The sequence below is a fragment of the Bradyrhizobium sp. genome (genome assembly GCF_049691595.1).
Lineage (GTDB): Bacteria > Pseudomonadota > Alphaproteobacteria > Rhizobiales > Xanthobacteraceae > Bradyrhizobium.
The window spans coordinates 1-15,338 of sequence record NZ_JBAVNZ010000278.1 but is presented as its reverse complement, the minus strand read 5'-3'; the positions used below and the strand labels follow the sequence as shown (position 1 = coordinate 15,338).

The following is a 15,338-nucleotide window of genomic DNA, read 5'->3' as shown; positions in this document are numbered from 1 at the left end:
GCCATGGCCGGTGACCGACGAGGCCGCGATCGACTTCACCGGACGATAGTTGGTGCCGGTGTAGTATTCGGTGATCCAGATGATCAGGCCGGTGACGGCGAGGCCGACGATGCCGCATTCGAACAGCTGCATGCCGGTGTACTTCACGCCGGCCAGCGGACCGAAACCGATCAGGTAGTAGATCACGCCGGCAACGCCGACCAGCGACAGGATGCCGGTGGCAATCAGGCCCTTGTATAGCGAGCCCATGATCGACTGGCTGGCGCCGAGCTTGACGAAGAAAGTGCCGGCAATCGAGGTGATGATGCAGACGCCGCCAATCGCGAGCGGCAACGTCATCATGTTCACCAATAGCGGCGAGGTCGCAAAGAAGATCGCGGCCAGCACCATGGTGGCGACCGCGGTCACCGCATAGGTCTCGAACAGGTCGGCCGCCATGCCGGCGCAGTCGCCGACATTGTCGCCGACATTGTCGGCGATGGTGGCGGGGTTGCGCGGATCGTCTTCGGGAATGCCGGCCTCGACCTTGCCGACAAGGTCGCCACCGACGTCGGCACCCTTGGTGAAGATGCCGCCACCGAGACGGGCGAAGATCGAGATCAGGGAAGCGCCGAAGCCGAGCGCCACCAGCGCATCGACCACGACGCGGTCGTTGGCCTTCAGGCCCATGAACTGCGTCAGATAGGCGAAATAGATGGTGACGCCGAGCAGCGCCAGACCGGCGACCAGCATGCCGGTGATGGCGCCAGCCTTGAACGCGAGTTCGAGCCCGCCGGCCAGCGACGTGGTCGCCGCCTGCGCGGTGCGGACGTTGGCACGAACCGAGACGTTCATGCCGATGAAGCCAGCCGCACCGGACAGGATCGCGCCGATCAGGAAGCCCACCGCGACCTGCATGCCGAGGAAATAGACCAGCAGCGCGAAGATCACGATGCCGACCATGCCGATCGTGGTGTACTGGCGGCGCAGATAGGCCTGCGCGCCCTCGCGCACCGCGGCCGCGATTTCCTGCATCCGCGGATTGCCGGCGTCCGCCTTCATCACCGATGCCGTGGCCCAGATGGCGTAAACGATCGAAAGCGCTCCGCAGAGCACGATCACCCATAATGCTGTCATTGAATTTGCCTCAGATCCTGATCTTGCCCCACGCCTTCGCCGCGGACGCGGCAGGCGCATCAAAGGAGGCCTTCCCTGCCCAAAAGGGCGGCCTCAAATCGGGCGGGACCATGCCAAAATCACCTCCCCGGCGCAACGCCGTGGCGGCCAAAAACCGTCGATTTCGGCAGGTATTTGGGCGGCAACCGTTGGGTTTCGGCCGGAATTCTAGAAATGGCTGTAGGAGAACCGCTCAAGCCTGAGTTCCCTGCCCTGCGCGTCCAGAAAAGCGGGAATCGACGCGCCGGCGATAAAGGTGCCGATCGAGGCAACGGCCACCCCGGCCAGCCGGGCCTGCCTTGCGAAAGCCTCGAAGCTGTTCTCCGGGATCGCGCACAGGATCTCGTAGTCGTCGCCGCCCGTGATGATGGCTTCGATCCCGACCGTGCCCTGCGCGCGCAGCGACGCCGCCGCAGACGACAACGGGATGCTCCCGAGGTCGATCGCGGCCGACACCCCGGATGCCGCGCAGAGTTTTGCGAGATCGCCGGCCAATCCATCGGAAACATCCATCGCCGCGCTGGCGTGATCGCGAACCGCATTCGCCAGAGCATTGCGCGGCTCGGGAACGCGGTAGCGCCCGACCAGCATTTGCCTTGCCGCGGCATCACCCGCGAGCGCCGCTGCGACCGCCCCGCCCTTGAGAACATCGAGGCCGAGCACCGCATCGCCGATCGTGCCCGTCACCACGACGCGGTCGCCGGGTTTTGCGCCGCTGCGATGAACCATCTTGCCGGGTGGTACGCGCCCGAACGCCGTGATCGAGACCATCAAAGGGCCCGGCGTGGAAACCGTGTCGCCGCCGAGCAACGGACAACCGAATTGCGTCGCGTCCTCGCCAAGCGCCTGCGCGAACGGCTTCAGCCAGGCTTCGTCGGCATTGCGCAACGCCAGCGTCAGGACAAAGCCTGTGGGCGTCGCGCCCTTGGCCGCGAGATCGGAGAGGTTCACCCGCAGCGCCTTGCGCGCCACCGTATCGGGCGGATCGTCGGGCAGGAAATGCACGCCTTCGACGATCGCATCGGTCGTCACCACGATGTCGTCGCCGGATGGCTTCAATGCCGCGGCGTCGTCATCCAGATTGAACGCGCCCGGATCGATCGCGATCGGCCTGAAATAGCGCGCGATCAGCGCGTCCTCGCCCGACGCGGGCCGTCCGCTAGCCACGTAAAAACTCGTCGGCGCGAAACTGGCGCGCGATCTGGTCGAGCACCGCGTTCACCATGCCGGTTTCGTCCTTCTCGACGAAGGCATGGGCGACATCGACATATTCGGACACGACCACGCGGCCGGGCACATCCTTGCGATGCTCGAGTTCATAGGAGCCCGCCCGCAACACCGCGCGCAAAATGGCGTCGATCCGCTTCAGCGGCCAGCCCTTCGACAGCGCATCGTCGATCAGCGGATCGAGTTTGGCCTGGTCGCGCACCACGCCGGCCACGACGTCGCGAAAGAACGCGGCTTCGGCAGGCAGATATTTGTCGCCCTCGACTTCACCGCCGAGCCAGTGGCTCTCGAATTCGGCGAAGATGTCATTCAGTCCTGCACCGGCGATATCCATCTGGTAGAGCGCCTGCACCGCGGCGAGCCGCGCCGCGCCGCGCCGGTTGGCTTTCTTGTCCGGTCCCTTCCTGTCCGATCCTTTCGCCGGCTTCTTGCTCTCTGCCATCATCAGGCCTTTGTCAGCCGGCGTCTGATCCGCAGCATGGCGAGCGCTGCGCGCGCGGCGTCGCCGCCCTTGTTGAGCTCCGAGACGCGCGCCCGCGCCCAGGCCTGCGCCTCGGTGTTGACGGTGATAATGCCGTTGCCGAGCGGGAATTTTCGCGCCACCGCAAGGTCCATCAGGGCGCGCGACGACTCGATCGCAACGATCTCGAAATGGATGGTGTCGCCCCGCACCACACAGCCGAGCGCAATCGCGGCGTCATAGGGCTTGCCGCGCTTCTCGGCGGCATCGAGCGCGATCGCGATCGCGGCCGGAATTTCCAGCGCGCCGGGCACGGTGATGACGTCGTGCGTGACGCCGGCGGCTTTCAGCTCAACGACCGCGCCCTCCATCAGCGCATCCTGGATGTCGTCGTAGAACCGCGCCTCGACGATCAACGCGCGCGCGCCGGAAATATCGGTCTGGTCCTTCAGGGGAGCGCGCCGGGCGTCTGCCATCTTGTCATCCAAAAAGCCTGTCATTGCCGGACGCCTGTCCCCGACTTGATCAGGGACGATCCGGCAATCCACCTTGTTAAGAGGATGGATAGGCGGGTCAAGCCCGCGTATGACACATTTATCGCTGCGCTCTACTTCATTTCCGACAGCCGCGCGGCGTAGCGTGCCATCAGATCGACCTCGATATTGACCTCGCTGCCGGCGTGCCAGCCGCCGAGCGTGGTGACGGCAAGCGTGTGCGGGATGATCAGCACGGCAAACGTGACATCGGCGACCGTGTTCACCGTCAGCGACACGCCATCCAGCGTCACCGAGCCTTTTGCAGCGATAAAGCGCGCCAGTTCCGGCGTGGTGCGCAGCTCGAACCGCGCCATGTCCGGCAGATCCTCGCGTTCGACGATGGTGGCGATGCCGTCGGCATGCCCGGCCACGATATGGCCGCCGAGTTCATCGCCGATTTTCAGGGCGCGCTCGAGATTGAGCCGGGTTCCCGTTGCCCAGCGCTTCGCCGTGGTCATGCCAAGCGTTTCGGCGGCGGCATCGACCTCGAACCAGGTTCTGCCCCGTTCGACGCCGGAGGCGACCACGGTCAAACACACGCCGTTGCAGGCGATCGAGGCGCCATCGGCGATGGTCGCGCGATCGTAACGGCAGGCGATGCGCATCCGGTGCAGCTGTCCCTGCGCCGTCGGCGTCAGGCCGACGATCTCGCCGATGTCGGTGACGATCCCCGTAAACATCAGGCTCGCTCGTACACGGTAAGAGTATCCTTATCCAAACTCTCGCTGGCACGAACGCGAAAGGCGGGCGACTGCGTGATCGCCGACAGCGGCAATGCGTCCAGCGCGGCAACGCCATCGGCGCCGACCGCATCGGGCGCGCGCAGCAGCCAGATCTCATCGGCCAGACCGGCAGAGACGAACGACGACGCCACCCGTGCGCCGCCCTCGACCATCAGTCTCATGATGCCTTTGTCGGCAAGCGCATGCAGCACCGCCGAGAGGTCGAGCCCCGGCGGCGTGGTCGTAGCGGCGACACGGATCACTTGCGCGCCGGCGGCGGCAAGCTTCGCTGCGGCGGGCGCCTCGGAGAGGTCTGACGTCATCACCCAGAGCGGTGTCTGGCGGGCAGATTGGACCAGCCGGGAGGTAGCTGGAATCCGCAGCGCGCGGTCCAGCACCACCCGCACCGGCGAACGCGCTGCCATGCCGGGCAGGCGGCAGGTCAACAGCGGATCATCGGCCAGCACGGTTCCAATCCCGACCAGGATGGCGTCGCATTGCGCGCGGAGCAGATGCACCCGGGTTCTCGCGGCCTCGCCTGATATGGCGACCGGCTTGTGGCCAGCGGCGCCGATCTTGTCGTCCGCGGACACCGCGAGCTTGAGGATCACATGCGGACGCCTGTCGCGGACGCGCCGGAAATGCCCGGCATGATCGCGCGCCGCCTCCGCCGCACACAGCCCGATATCGACGGATATCCCGGCGGCACGCAGTCTTGCATGGCCCTGCCCCGCGACTTCGGGATTGGGATCCTCGACCGCCGATACCACCCGTTTGATTCCGGCGGCCATGACGGCCTCGGTGCAGGGCGGCGATTTGCCGACATGCGAGCACGGCTCCAGCGTCACATAGAGCGTGGCGCCGCGCGCGGCCTCGCCGGCGCGTCTCAGCGCCTCCGGCTCGGCATGGGGACGGCCGCCCGGTTGCGTCCAGCCACGGCCGACGATGACGCCGTCCTTGACCGCCACCGCGCCGACCGCCGGATTGGGCCAGGTGCGGCCCTGGCCGCGCCGCCCAAGCGACAGCGCGAGCTGCATGAAACGCAGGTCGACCGCCTTCGCCTCTTTGGCCTGCTGCGCGAACTGGTCTTCCAGAATGCGGAAGATCATTTGCGTAACGTCGCGACCCGCGTATCCTCTTCGCCGGAGAGTTCGCCGAGCACCGTTTCAAAATCCTTGGCTTCGCGGAAATTGCGATAGACGGAGGCGAAGCGGACATAGGCGACATCGTCGAGCCCGCGCAGATGCTCCATCACGATCTCGCCGATCGCCTCCGACGAGATTTCCGCCTCGCCGCCGCTCTCGAGCTCGCGCACGATCGCCGAGACCATTTTTTCGACCCGCTCGGCATCGACCGGCCGCTTGCGCAGGGATATCTGCAGCGAGCGCACCAGCTTGTCGCGGTCGAACGGCACCCTTCGGCCGTTGCGCTTGATGACCGTCAGTTCACGCAATTGCACCCGCTCGAAGGTGGTGAAGCGGAAATTGCAGGTGATGCAGACCCGCCGCCGCCGGATCACGGCGGAATCCTCGGTCGGACGCGAATCCTTCACCTGCGTATCGAGACTGTTGCAGCTGGGACAACGCATCCGGGAGGACCTTTACTGGTAAATCGGGAAGCGATCGGTCAAAGCCTTGACGCGTTCCTTGATCGCGGCTTCCACCAGCGGCGCCTTGCCGTCCTGCGACTGCGCAATCGCGTTGAGCACCTCGGCGATCAGGCCGCCGACCTGCTGGAATTCGGCAACGCCGAAGCCGCGCGTGGTCGCCGCGGGCGTGCCAAGGCGAAGCCCCGAGGTGACAAACGGCTTTTCCGGGTCGAACGGAATGCCGTTCTTGTTGCAGGTGATCGCCGCGCGCACCAGCGCCTTCTCCGAGACGTTGCCCTTCAGGCCCTTGGGCCGGAGATCGACCAGCATCAAATGGTTGTCGGTGCCGCCCGAGACGATGTCGAAGCCGTGCGCGCGCATCGATTCCGCCAGCGCCTTGGCATTTTCCACGACATTCTTCGCGTAGATCTTGAAGTCCGGCCGCAGCGCCTCGGCGAACGCCACCGCCTTGGCCGCGATCACATGCATCAAGGGGCCGCCCTGCAGGCCCGGGAAGATCGCCGAGTTGAATTTCTTCGCCAGCGCCTCGTCATTGGTGAGGATCAGGCCGCCGCGCGGGCCGCGCAGCGATTTATGCGTGGTGGTGGTGGTGACATGGGCATGCGGCACCGGCGAGGCATGCACGCCGCCGGCGACGAGGCCGGCGAAATGCGCCATGTCCACCAGCAGATAGGCGCCGATTGAGTCGGCGATGTCGCGAAAGCGCTTGAAATCCCAGGGCCGCGAATAGGCCGATCCGCCCGCGATGATCAGTTTTGGCCGGACCTGCTCGGCCTGTTTCGCCACCGCGTCCATGTCGATGAGCTGGTCCTCGCGCCGTACGGTGTAATGCACCGCCTTGAACCATTTGCCGGACAAGTTGACGGGCGAGCCATGGGTGAGATGCCCGCCGGCGGCGAGATCGAGCCCCATAAACGTGTCGCCGGGCTGCAGCAGCGCCAGAAACACCGCCTGGTTCATCTGGCTGCCCGAGTTGGGCTGAACATTCGCAAAGCCGGCGCCGAACAGCTTTTTGGCACGCTCAATCGCCAGGGTCTCGGCGACGTCGACCCACTCGCAGCCGCCATAATAGCGATGGCCCGGATACCCTTCCGCATATTTGTTGGTCATCACCGAGCCCTGCGCTTCCAGCACCGCGCGGCTGACGATGTTTTCGGACGCAATCAGCTCGATCTCATGGCGCTGCCGGCCGAGTTCGCCCTTGATCGCCGCGGCGATTTCCGGATCGGCCTCGGCGAGCGTAGCCGAAAAGAACGAGTCGGGCGTGGAAGCAGTCTTGACGCTCGCAGATGAAGCGCTGGTCGGAGGGGTCATCGGCAAAATATCTCCACCGCCGCAACCGCTTAGGCGGGCTACGGACGGTCATGGGTGGCGGTCGGAAGCGGTTTTGCCGGGATACCACATCGGCCGGAAAGCGCCAAGCCGTTGCGGTGGAAGCCTGATATTTATGCAAGATATGGTGGGGACGGGGGCACAAGGTACCCGTGTCCCGGGCGCGATGCAGCGCTCAGCGTTGCTTCGCAGAACCGGGACCCATCGACTTCGTAGAAGGGGTGGATCCCGGGTCAGCAGCGCACCATTCGCTTCGCTCATGCTGCACTGCGCCCGGGAAACGAGACCAACGCTTTCGACACCCCAATTTCCCCTACGTCGCAAACCGGTACGCCCCGCCCTTCCCGACCGAGCGCTGGAACGCCGGCCGCGCATGCATGCGCGATAACCAGCCCGCCAGATTCGGATACGGGGCGAGCCTGTCGAACACCTTTGCCATCTCGCCGACAAAGCTCATCTGGATGTCGGCGCCGGTCAGCGCCGGGCCGACGAAGAACTCGCGGCCCTGCAACGCGGCATCGACATAGCCGAGATGATTGGCGATCTCGCTGTCGATCCGCGGATGCAGCGGCGCGCCCGCCTCTTTCAGGCGGGACACGTAGAGATTGAGCATCAGCGGCAGCATTGCCGAGCCTTCCGAATAATGCAGCCACTCGTGGTAGGCTTCATGGTCGGCGCTGCCGGGCGCCGGCATCATCGCCCCCTTGCCGTAACGGCGGATGATGTAATCGACGATCGCCCCGGATTCCGCGATCCGGATATCGCCGTCGATGATCACGGGCGACTTGCCGAGCGGATGTACCTGCTTGAGCTCCGGCGGCGCCAACCTCGTCGTGGCGTCGCGCTGATAGCGCTTCATCTCATAGGGCGTGCCGAGCTCTTCGAGCAACCACAGGATCCGCTGTGAGCGGGAGTCGTTGAGATGATGAAGCGTGAGCATGAGGTTTCCTCGGGGTTCTTGTTGAGATCTCGAGGTTTATCAGACGCGATTGGCCAAGGGCAGCGACTTGCGACGGTGATTTGCGGGCGAAAGCGATCCATCCCGCCACCAAGTGAAAGAATGAATTGCTTCGTTCGCTCTCGCAATGACAGCGGAGATATGCTGGCGCTGCATCACCCGTCATTGCGAGCGCGAGCGAAGCAATCCATCAGGCCGGCCGGCTAGAACTGCCGGCCTTCGCGGACCGAGCCGTGCGGCACGCTTTCACGGCTGGGCCGGGTTTCAAGTGCCAGCCGCACCTCCCTGGCGCACATGAGCGCCCGGCGGATATTTCGATCTTCCGAACCGATATCGAACGTAATCAGCCGATTGCAATGCTGACAGTTGGTTTGAAACCCGTCGCGGATTCGCTGCGCCCGCTCCCGGAATACCTGCGCGCATTTCGTGCATCTTATCTTGACCTTTTCGTCGATCACGAAATGCCCCTGGCCGACCCGGCATTGTCGAATGCCACGCCGATCCGCCTGTCGCCGCGCCAGATGATGTGGCAATGCTGACGCTCATGACGGGATATGATCAGTAGCGTGACCTCATGAGGGATACCGAGCGGGGTTGCGACCTCGATCCCCGCGCCGAGCAGGGAGAGATTTCTGATGGTGCAATCGACCACGGCGCCGTCGAACTCGATCGATCCGGCCTTGAAAACCCGCGTCCTCGGTATCGCTCGCCGCTCTTCCATTTTGGTGGTTTAGGCCGGAAGTCTGAGGACCGGGTCAACGCCGACATTCAAACCGGGCTGTATCGAACAACGATTTGATAACCGAAAACGCCGATGGCAGCTTCCATGGCTGCGCCGGTCAGAGGTCGATCAGGTAGCAGGCTTCGAACTCGGTGATCGCCTGGTTCGCCAGCCTGATCCGGTTGGATTCGCCGCGCCGAAACCGCTGCGCGATGATTTCCAGAAGCCGCTCGTTGCACTCAAAGGTATCGGGGATGGCGCCGGTCCTGCGAAGGTAGCCGGCCGCGATCGCATAGGCATCGCTGACAACCTCGAGATTCATCACCCGCGGTCCGCGCGTGACCAGCATGTTCCGGCTCTCCTCCGATCCGGACTGATAAAGCGCGCGCGCCCACGCCGGTTCCCGCCTTCGGGAAACTATTTTGCGGTGACGCAAACAAAAAGCGCACCGGGCCGGAAAACCCGACCCGATGCGCTTTGCGAAGCCTCGCCGGCCGCCGGTCTTCTGAGACGCCGGATTGACCAGGTTGGCGATCGAAATTCTCAGAGCCGATACAGGATCTGGTCGGTCCAGAACCGCTCGAGCCGGTGCAGCGACTTGTTCAACGTCGCGAACTCCTCGTTCGAGATGCCGCCGACCTGCTCAACGGTCTTGACGTGCTTCTGATAGAGCGCGTCGACGATGCGGCGGATTTCCTGACCCTGCGCGGTCAGGCGGATGCGGACCGAGCGGCGATCGACGCGCGAGCGCTGATGATCGAGGAAGCCCAGCTCGACGAGCTTCTTGAGGTTGTAGGAAACGTTGGAGCCGAGATAGTAACCGCGCGTGCGCAGCTCGCCCGCGGTCAGTTCCTTGTCGCCGATGTTATAGAGCAGGAGCGCCTGCACCGAGTTGATGTCGGCGCGGCCACGGCGATCGAATTCGTCCTTGATGACGTCGAGCAGGCGGCGATGCAGCCGTTCCACCAGCGTCAATGCTTCGAGGTAGAGCGGCTGCACGGGAGCTTGACCGGCAGCGCGATCGGCGGTTTCCACCGCCGTTGCAACGGCTTTCATCATGACACTTCCCCTGTTGTCGTTTTATCGACTTATTCGACGAAACTTCTGTCCCGCCTGATAGCCTCAACTTAAGGGGGCGGCTTGAAGATCAGCTTAAATAAGAGAATAAAGAGATCATGAATTTAAGACAGTGAATCGCCGATTAAGCCCATGGATAAAGGGCTTTTCGCAACTTTTCATTGAGGGTGCGAAGCCTCTGTTCACGCTTCGTCTGCGTCCCCTGTTACATTCCAAAACAGCCTGGCTCGAATTCGAAACGTTCGCGTAACAGGTGTGGCGCAACCCTTTACGGTGAGCGAAGGGTTACCGCCGAACCTGTGCAAAGCGGGTCTGCAATCGCCGGGTGATTTCTGCACGCACGGAAATTGGCGGCACGAGCCCGGAAAAAAACCGGTCGCAGGCGCTATGGCGGGCGTTCGCGCGCGGCCATCCACGCCAGCACCAGATACGTCGCGAGCATCAAGGCTTCGAGCGCGACCACCGTCAGGCTGCCGCCGTAGATTCCCGGAAACATCAGCTCGATCACCGCCATCGACACGACGGTCGTGAGCCAGACCACCGCGCCCCACGGCGTCGCCAGCCATAGACCGACGGCGGCCACGAGTTCGATCACGGCGAAATAGACGGTCGCGGTTTGCCAGGGCATCGACTGGTTTTCGAACGCCTCCTCCTCGCCGCCGATGAAGCCCGTCACCTGCGCCCAGTGGTAGAGGCCCTGGGCGATCGAGATCACCGCCATGATGCGCAGGAAGAGCACCAGCCGCCGCGTCCACGCATTGTCATCGGGCTCGACGCGACCGGACGCCATCGCCGCCGACATGGCATTGTCCCGTGATGGGTCGCGCGCGGAGCTGTCAGACATGCGAATAGGAGCTCATAGGCCAGGTGGATGTCCTCATGGGGCGGAGTCTTGGCCCGCCGGCGAGCTAAAATCAATCGCAGTTACGGCAGATTGTTGCGGCAGATCATGACGGAGCCGATCCAAGATGCTAGGATTGAAACAGATCAAGGCCGGCCGGCCGTCGAGGAGTACCCCCATATGGCGATCAAATTCGGGCGTCCGATCGAAATGCGCGACGCGGCGCGGCGGCAGACCACCCTCGCCTCGCCGCCGCTCGACCTGACGGTTCGCCCGCGCCGCAACCGCAAGGCCGAGTGGGCGCGGCGGCTGGTGCGGGAAAACGTCCTCACCTCGGACGATCTGATCTGGCCGCTATTTGTCGTCGACGGCCACAACGCCCGCATTGCGGTCGCCTCGATGCCCGGCGTCGACCGCATCACCGTCGACCAGGCGGTGCGCGACGCCGAGCGCGCCATCAAGCTCGATATCCCCTGCATCGCGCTGTTTCCTTACACCGAGCCCAGCCTGCGCGATGCGCAGGGCTCGGAGGCGCTCAACCCCGAAAATCTCGTCTGCAAATCGGTGCGCGCGATCAAGCAGGAATTTCCCGACCTCGGCGTGCTCTGCGACGTAGCCCTCGATCCCTTCACCAGCCACGGCCATGACGGGCTGATCGAGGACGGCAAGATCCTCAACGACGAGACGGTGGCGGTCCTGGTGCGGCAGGCGCTGGTGCAGGCCGAGGCCGGCTGCGACGTCATCGCACCTTCCGACATGATGGACGGCCGGGTCGGCGCGATCCGCGAGGCGCTCGACGATGCCGGTTTCGTCGACGTGCAGATCATGGCCTATGCGGCGAAATATGCCTCCGCCTTCTACGGCCCGTTCCGCGACGCCATCGGCTCGGCCAAGACACTGACAGGCGACAAGCGCACCTATCAGATGGACAGCGCCAATTCCGACGAAGCCTTGCGCGAAGTCGAACTCGACATCGCGGAAGGCGCGGACATGGTGATGGTGAAGCCGGGCATGCCCTATCTCGACATCGTGCGGCGGGTGAAAGACACCTTCGCGATGCCGACCTTCGTCTACCAGGTGTCCGGCGAGTACGCGATGATCGCGGCGGCCGCCGGCCACGGCTGGATCGACGGCGACCGCGCGATGATGGAGAGCCTGCTGGGGTTCAAGCGCGCCGGCGCCGACGGCATTTTGACTTATTTCGCGGCCCGGGCGGCGGAAAAGCTGAAGGCGGGCGGCTGACGAAGACGCGAATGGCGAGTAGCGAGTGGAGGTTCTTATTTGCTATTCGCCACTCCCTATTCGCCATCCAATCCTCCGGCCCCCGAATCGCCGGAATGTTGCGGCTTGTTAATGATCGCCGGACCTTGCGGGCGGGCCCGCGGTTCCCATCTGCTGCACCGGACATCAAGTCGGAGGGCTGATCATGTCTTACAGCGGTTCGGGCGATACCGGCGGCCATGCCTGGCGCAGCGACGACGGGGTTCCGCCGCATGCATTCGATCCCTTGTCGCAGCCGGAATTGTTTCGCGGCTTGCTGACACGGCGGGTTTTTGCGTTCCTGATCGACCTCGTCGTGCTGTCAGTCCCGGTGATCCTCGGTTACCTCTTCATCGCCCTGTTCGGCCTGATCACGCTCGGGCTCGGCTGGGCGCTGTTCTGGCTGGCGTGGCCGGCCACGGTGATCTGGGCGGTGGTCTATTACGGCACCTCGATCGGCGGGCCGCATTCGGCCACCATGGGCATGCGCGTGATGGATCTGGAACTGCGCACCTGGTACGGCGCGCCGGGCTATTTCGTGCTCGGCGCCACCCATGCCGTGCTGTTCTGGGTGTCGATCTCGTTCCTGACGCCGCTGGTCCTCTTGGTCGGTCTGTTCAACAGCCGCCGCCGGCTGTTGCACGACATCATCCTGGGAACCGTGGTTATCAACAGCTCGGTGCGACCCCAGGTCACGCCGGCGGCGCGCAGCTATTGAATCCGGCCAAACCGATTGACCGTCAGCCTCCGCGGCGCGATGCTATGCGCGGCTGCTTCGGAGGCCTGACGATCTGACGTGACCCAGCATTCGCGCGACACCCCGCAATTCTACCTGACAGCGCCTTCGCCCTGCCCCTATCTGCCGGGCCGGCACGAGCGCAAGGTGTTCACGCATCTGGTCGGCGACAAGGCCGGCGACCTCAACGACCTCTTGACCCATGGCGGCTTCCGCCGCAGCCAGTCGATCGCCTATCGCCCGGCTTGCGACCAGTGCCGGGCCTGCGTGTCGGTGCGCGTGGTTGCCAACGAATTCCGGCCCTCGCGCAATTTCCGGAAAATTCTGGCGCGCAACGTCGACATCGTCGGCGAACAGCGCAGCGCGGTGCCGACCTCGGAACAATATTCGGTGTTTCGCGCCTATCTCGACAAGCGCCATCGCCACGGCGGCATGGCCGACATGACCGTGCTCGACTACGCGATGATGGTGGAAGACAGCCATGTCGAAACCCGCATCATCGAATACCGCAAGCGCGGCGTCGACAGCGGCATCACCGGTCGCGGCGAGGATCTGATCGCGGTGGCGCTGACCGACGTGCTGAGCGACGGGCTGTCGATGGTCTATTCGTTCTTCGAGCCGTCCGAGCGCAGCCGCTCGCTCGGCACCTTCATGATCCTCGACCACATCGCCCGCGCCCGCAGGCTGGGGCTTCCCTACGTCTATCTCGGCTACTGGATCGCCGGCTCCAGGAAGATGGACTACAAGGGCCGCTTCCTGCCGCAGCAGCGGCTCGCGCCGTCAGGCTGGCTGCGGGTCGATGCCTCAGGCGAAGTGCCGTCGGAGCCGCAGGATTAGATGGCGAATAGCGAGTGGCGAATAGCGAACAGGGAAACCTTCCATTCGCTATTCGCTATTCGCTACTCGCTATTCGCATCTCCTTCACCCCATCACAAAATCGAACACCAGTTTCGCGTTCAGCGCGATGATGACCGCCGCCGTCAGCGCCGCCAGCGCCGTCAGCCAGCGCGGCGCGGTGAACGGACCCATCTTGGCGCGGCTGGCGGTGAACATCACCAGCGGCACCACGGCGAACGGCAGTTGCAGACTGAGCACCACTTGACTGAGGATCAACAACTGCCCGGTCGCCTTCTCGCCGGCCCAGATCGTCACCACCACCGCCGGCACGATCGCGATTGCGCGCGTCACCATCCGCCGCAGCCAGGGCGCGATGCGCAAATTGATGAAACCCTCCATCACGATCTGGCCTGACAGCGTCGCGGTGATGGTGGAATTCAGCCCGCAGCACAGCAATGCGATCGCAAACAGCGTCGGCGCCATGGTCGAGCCGAGCAGCGGGGCGAGAAAGGAATGCGCCTGGTCGAGTTCGGCGACGTCGGTCTTGCCGGCGCGATGGAACGTCGCCGCGGCGAGAATCAGGATCGAGGCGTTGATGACGAGCGCAAGGCACAGCGCGATCGAGGAATCGATGGTCGCGAGCTTGATCGCCTCGCGCCGTTCCTCGATGCCGGGGCCATAGGCGCGGGTCTGCACCAGGCCGGAATGCAGGTATAGATTATGCGGCATCACGGTCGCGCCCAAAATACCGAGCGCGAGGTAGAGCATCTCGCGGTTGCGCAGGATGTCGGTGGACGGCGCAAAGCCGCGGATCACCGCGCCCCAATCGGGATCGGCCATCGCGATCTGGATCGCGAAGCACGCCGCGATCACGCCCAGCATCGCCACCACGAAGGCCTCGATCCAGCGGAAACCGAACGCCTGCAGCGCCAGGATCAGAAACACGTCGGCCGCGGTGATGATCACGCCGATCTCGAGCGGAACGTGAAACAACAGATTGAGGCCGATCGCGGTGCCGATCACCTCGGCCAGGTCGGTCGCGGTGATCGCGATCTCCGCCGACAGCCACAGCGGCCAGGCCACCCAGCGCGGATAGGAATCGCGGCAGGCCTGCGCGAGGTCGCGACCGGCGCCGACGCCAAGCCGCGTGCACAGCGATTGCAGCACGATCGCCATCAGATTGGACAACAGCGCCACCGTCAGCAGCGCATAGCCGAATTTGGAACCGCCGGCGAGCGAGGTCGCCCAGTTGCCGGGATCCATGTAGCCGACGGCGACCAGATAGCCAGGGCCGAGGAACGCCAGGAGCTTGCGCCAGACCGATGCGTCCCTGGCGGTCCCGACCGACGCGAACAGGCCCATGAGCGACGGCTCGCCGCGTGCCGTGCGCCAGCCGGAGCCCTCCGGCGGCGGGCTGGCAACGGTCTCTGGGAACGCATCCGGGGTCAAATCGGGCGATCGGGCATCCATTTCGCCATCATGACGGAAATTGAATTTATTGCAACTCATTTGCAACTGCATCTGGCTGGGCGGCCTGGCCCGTCGCGCCTGCTGTCGGGAAGCGGGTGGGTTTGACGGCCTTGAAGCTCGACAGTGGCAATCAACCGGATCTCGGGGAATTCCGCCATGCCCGCCTTCAACACGCCTCGGCTGCCCGCAACCTTCAACCGCCTCGCCTGGTCCAACCTCGCGGCGCAGTCGGCCGAGCAGGTCGCGCTGGCCGCCGCTCCCATTGTCGCGGTGCTGCTGCTTGGCGGCGGCGAGGGCCAGACCGGGCTATTGCAGACGGTGTTGACGCTGCCGTTCATCCTGTTCGCGATCCCCGCCGGCCAGCTCGCCGACCGCATCTCGCGGCGCTGGCTGATGG

The 15,338-nt window shown here is 64.5% G+C and carries 18 protein-coding genes and 1 pseudogene; 4 read left to right on the top strand and 15 right to left on the bottom strand.

The window, feature by feature from the left end; genetic code table 11:
• The 14 genes from WCE35_RS12620 to WCE35_RS12555 all read right to left on the bottom strand — a co-directional run.
• Positions 1-1,116: sodium/proton-translocating pyrophosphatase (locus WCE35_RS12620; RefSeq protein ID WP_424593679.1), on the bottom strand; the 1,116-nt coding region annotated here is incomplete at its 3' end.
• Between the two features lie 207 nt (positions 1,117-1,323).
• Positions 1,324-2,322, bottom strand: a complete 999-nt coding sequence (thiL, locus tag WCE35_RS12615; RefSeq protein ID WP_424593678.1) for a thiamine-phosphate kinase — start codon at positions 2,320-2,322, stop codon at positions 1,324-1,326.
• A complete protein-coding gene (gene nusB / locus WCE35_RS12610) occupies positions 2,315-2,827 on the bottom strand; it encodes a transcription antitermination factor NusB (RefSeq protein WP_424593677.1) in 513 nt (170 codons plus the stop codon). The genes thiL and nusB overlap by 8 nt, the downstream gene beginning before the upstream one ends.
• Positions 2,827-3,318, bottom strand: coding sequence for a 6,7-dimethyl-8-ribityllumazine synthase (ribH, locus tag WCE35_RS12605; RefSeq protein WP_424593676.1), 492 nt, complete (start codon positions 3,316-3,318; stop codon positions 2,827-2,829). The genes nusB and ribH overlap by 1 nt, the downstream gene beginning before the upstream one ends.
• A 131-nt stretch (positions 3,319-3,449) precedes the next feature.
• Positions 3,450-4,058: a riboflavin synthase gene (locus tag WCE35_RS12600; protein ID WP_424593675.1), complete on the bottom strand. Its 609-nt coding sequence runs from the start codon at positions 4,056-4,058 to the stop codon at positions 3,450-3,452.
• A complete protein-coding gene (gene ribD / locus WCE35_RS12595) occupies positions 4,058-5,209 on the bottom strand; it encodes a bifunctional diaminohydroxyphosphoribosylaminopyrimidine deaminase/5-amino-6-(5-phosphoribosylamino)uracil reductase RibD (protein ID WP_424593674.1) in 1,152 nt (383 codons plus the stop codon). Before ribD ends, WCE35_RS12600 begins: the two co-directional genes overlap by 1 nt.
• Positions 5,206-5,688: a transcriptional regulator NrdR gene (gene nrdR / locus WCE35_RS12590; RefSeq protein ID WP_424593673.1), complete on the bottom strand. Its 483-nt coding sequence runs from the start codon at positions 5,686-5,688 to the stop codon at positions 5,206-5,208. The genes ribD and nrdR overlap by 4 nt, the downstream gene beginning before the upstream one ends.
• A gap of 12 nt (positions 5,689-5,700) precedes the next feature.
• On the bottom strand, positions 5,701-7,023 hold the full coding sequence (glyA, locus tag WCE35_RS12585; protein ID WP_424593672.1) for a serine hydroxymethyltransferase: 1,323 nt from the start codon (positions 7,021-7,023) through the stop codon (positions 5,701-5,703).
• A 331-nt stretch (positions 7,024-7,354) separates the two neighbouring features.
• Positions 7,355-7,981: a glutathione S-transferase family protein gene (locus WCE35_RS12580; RefSeq protein ID WP_424593671.1), complete on the bottom strand. Its 627-nt coding sequence runs from the start codon at positions 7,979-7,981 to the stop codon at positions 7,355-7,357.
• Between the two features lie 221 nt (positions 7,982-8,202).
• Positions 8,203-8,457, bottom strand: a complete 255-nt coding sequence (locus WCE35_RS12575) for a hypothetical protein (RefSeq protein ID WP_424593670.1) — start codon at positions 8,455-8,457, stop codon at positions 8,203-8,205.
• Positions 8,454-8,720, bottom strand: coding sequence for a PilZ domain-containing protein (locus tag WCE35_RS12570; RefSeq protein WP_424593669.1), 267 nt, complete (start codon positions 8,718-8,720; stop codon positions 8,454-8,456). Before WCE35_RS12570 ends, WCE35_RS12575 begins: the two co-directional genes overlap by 4 nt.
• 118 nt (positions 8,721-8,838) lie before the next feature.
• A complete protein-coding gene (locus WCE35_RS12565) occupies positions 8,839-9,069 on the bottom strand; it encodes a hypothetical protein (protein WP_424593668.1) in 231 nt (76 codons plus the stop codon).
• Between the two features lie 194 nt (positions 9,070-9,263).
• Positions 9,264-9,779, bottom strand: a complete 516-nt coding sequence (gene ldtR, locus WCE35_RS12560) for a transcriptional regulator LdtR (protein ID WP_424593667.1) — start codon at positions 9,777-9,779, stop codon at positions 9,264-9,266.
• Between the two features lie 403 nt (positions 9,780-10,182).
• Positions 10,183-10,641: a DUF6163 family protein gene (locus tag WCE35_RS12555; protein ID WP_424593666.1), complete on the bottom strand. Its 459-nt coding sequence runs from the start codon at positions 10,639-10,641 to the stop codon at positions 10,183-10,185.
• Positions 10,642-10,818: 177 nt separating this feature from the next.
• Between WCE35_RS12555 and hemB the strand changes: the two genes are divergently transcribed.
• The 3 genes from hemB (at position 10,819) to WCE35_RS12540 (ending at position 13,471) form a co-directional block, all read left to right on the top strand.
• A complete protein-coding gene (gene hemB / locus WCE35_RS12550; RefSeq protein WP_424593665.1) occupies positions 10,819-11,880 on the top strand; it encodes a porphobilinogen synthase in 1,062 nt (353 codons plus the stop codon).
• A gap of 184 nt (positions 11,881-12,064) precedes the next feature.
• Positions 12,065-12,616: an RDD family protein gene (locus WCE35_RS12545; protein WP_424593664.1), complete on the top strand. Its 552-nt coding sequence runs from the start codon at positions 12,065-12,067 to the stop codon at positions 12,614-12,616.
• Between the two features lie 78 nt (positions 12,617-12,694).
• A complete protein-coding gene (locus tag WCE35_RS12540; RefSeq protein WP_424593663.1) occupies positions 12,695-13,471 on the top strand; it encodes an arginyltransferase in 777 nt (258 codons plus the stop codon).
• An 84-nt stretch (positions 13,472-13,555) separates the two neighbouring features.
• Here WCE35_RS12540 and WCE35_RS12535 read toward each other — a convergent pair whose 3' ends face one another.
• Positions 13,556-14,941, bottom strand: coding sequence for an Nramp family divalent metal transporter (locus WCE35_RS12535; RefSeq protein WP_424593662.1), 1,386 nt, complete (start codon positions 14,939-14,941; stop codon positions 13,556-13,558).
• Positions 14,942-15,097: 156 nt separating this feature from the next.
• On the opposite strand from WCE35_RS12535, the pseudogene WCE35_RS12530 reads away from it, so the two are divergent.
• Positions 15,098-15,338, top strand: a pseudogene (locus WCE35_RS12530) (MFS transporter); the annotation flags it as partial.

Excerpts from the sequence above, each read along its gene's own strand:
- nusB (WP_424593677.1), bottom strand. The coding sequence starts at position 2,827 with ATGATGGCAGAGAGCAAGAAGCCGGCGAAAGGATCGGACAGGAAGGGA.
- ribH (WP_424593676.1), bottom strand. The coding sequence starts at position 3,318 with ATGGCAGACGCCCGGCGCGCTCCCCTGAAGGACCAGACCGATATTTCC.
- WCE35_RS12600 (WP_424593675.1), bottom strand. The coding sequence starts at position 4,058 with ATGTTTACGGGGATCGTCACCGACATCGGCGAGATCGTCGGCCTGACG.
- ribD (WP_424593674.1), bottom strand. The coding sequence starts at position 5,209 with ATGATCTTCCGCATTCTGGAAGACCAGTTCGCGCAGCAGGCCAAAGAG.
- nrdR (WP_424593673.1), bottom strand. The coding sequence starts at position 5,688 with ATGCGTTGTCCCAGCTGCAACAGTCTCGATACGCAGGTGAAGGATTCG.
- glyA (WP_424593672.1), bottom strand. The coding sequence starts at position 7,023 with ATGACCCCTCCGACCAGCGCTTCATCTGCGAGCGTCAAGACTGCTTCC.
- WCE35_RS12580 (WP_424593671.1), bottom strand. The coding sequence starts at position 7,981 with ATGCTCACGCTTCATCATCTCAACGACTCCCGCTCACAGCGGATCCTG.
- WCE35_RS12570 (WP_424593669.1), bottom strand. The coding sequence starts at position 8,720 with ATGGAAGAGCGGCGAGCGATACCGAGGACGCGGGTTTTCAAGGCCGGA.
- WCE35_RS12565 (WP_424593668.1), bottom strand. The coding sequence starts at position 9,069 with ATGCTGGTCACGCGCGGACCGCGGGTGATGAATCTCGAGGTTGTCAGC.
- ldtR (WP_424593667.1), bottom strand. The coding sequence starts at position 9,779 with ATGATGAAAGCCGTTGCAACGGCGGTGGAAACCGCCGATCGCGCTGCC.
- WCE35_RS12555 (WP_424593666.1), bottom strand. The coding sequence starts at position 10,641 with ATGTCTGACAGCTCCGCGCGCGACCCATCACGGGACAATGCCATGTCG.
- hemB (WP_424593665.1), top strand. The coding sequence starts at position 10,819 with ATGGCGATCAAATTCGGGCGTCCGATCGAAATGCGCGACGCGGCGCGG.
- WCE35_RS12545 (WP_424593664.1), top strand. The coding sequence starts at position 12,065 with ATGTCTTACAGCGGTTCGGGCGATACCGGCGGCCATGCCTGGCGCAGC.
- WCE35_RS12535 (WP_424593662.1), bottom strand. The coding sequence starts at position 14,941 with ATGGATGCCCGATCGCCCGATTTGACCCCGGATGCGTTCCCAGAGACC.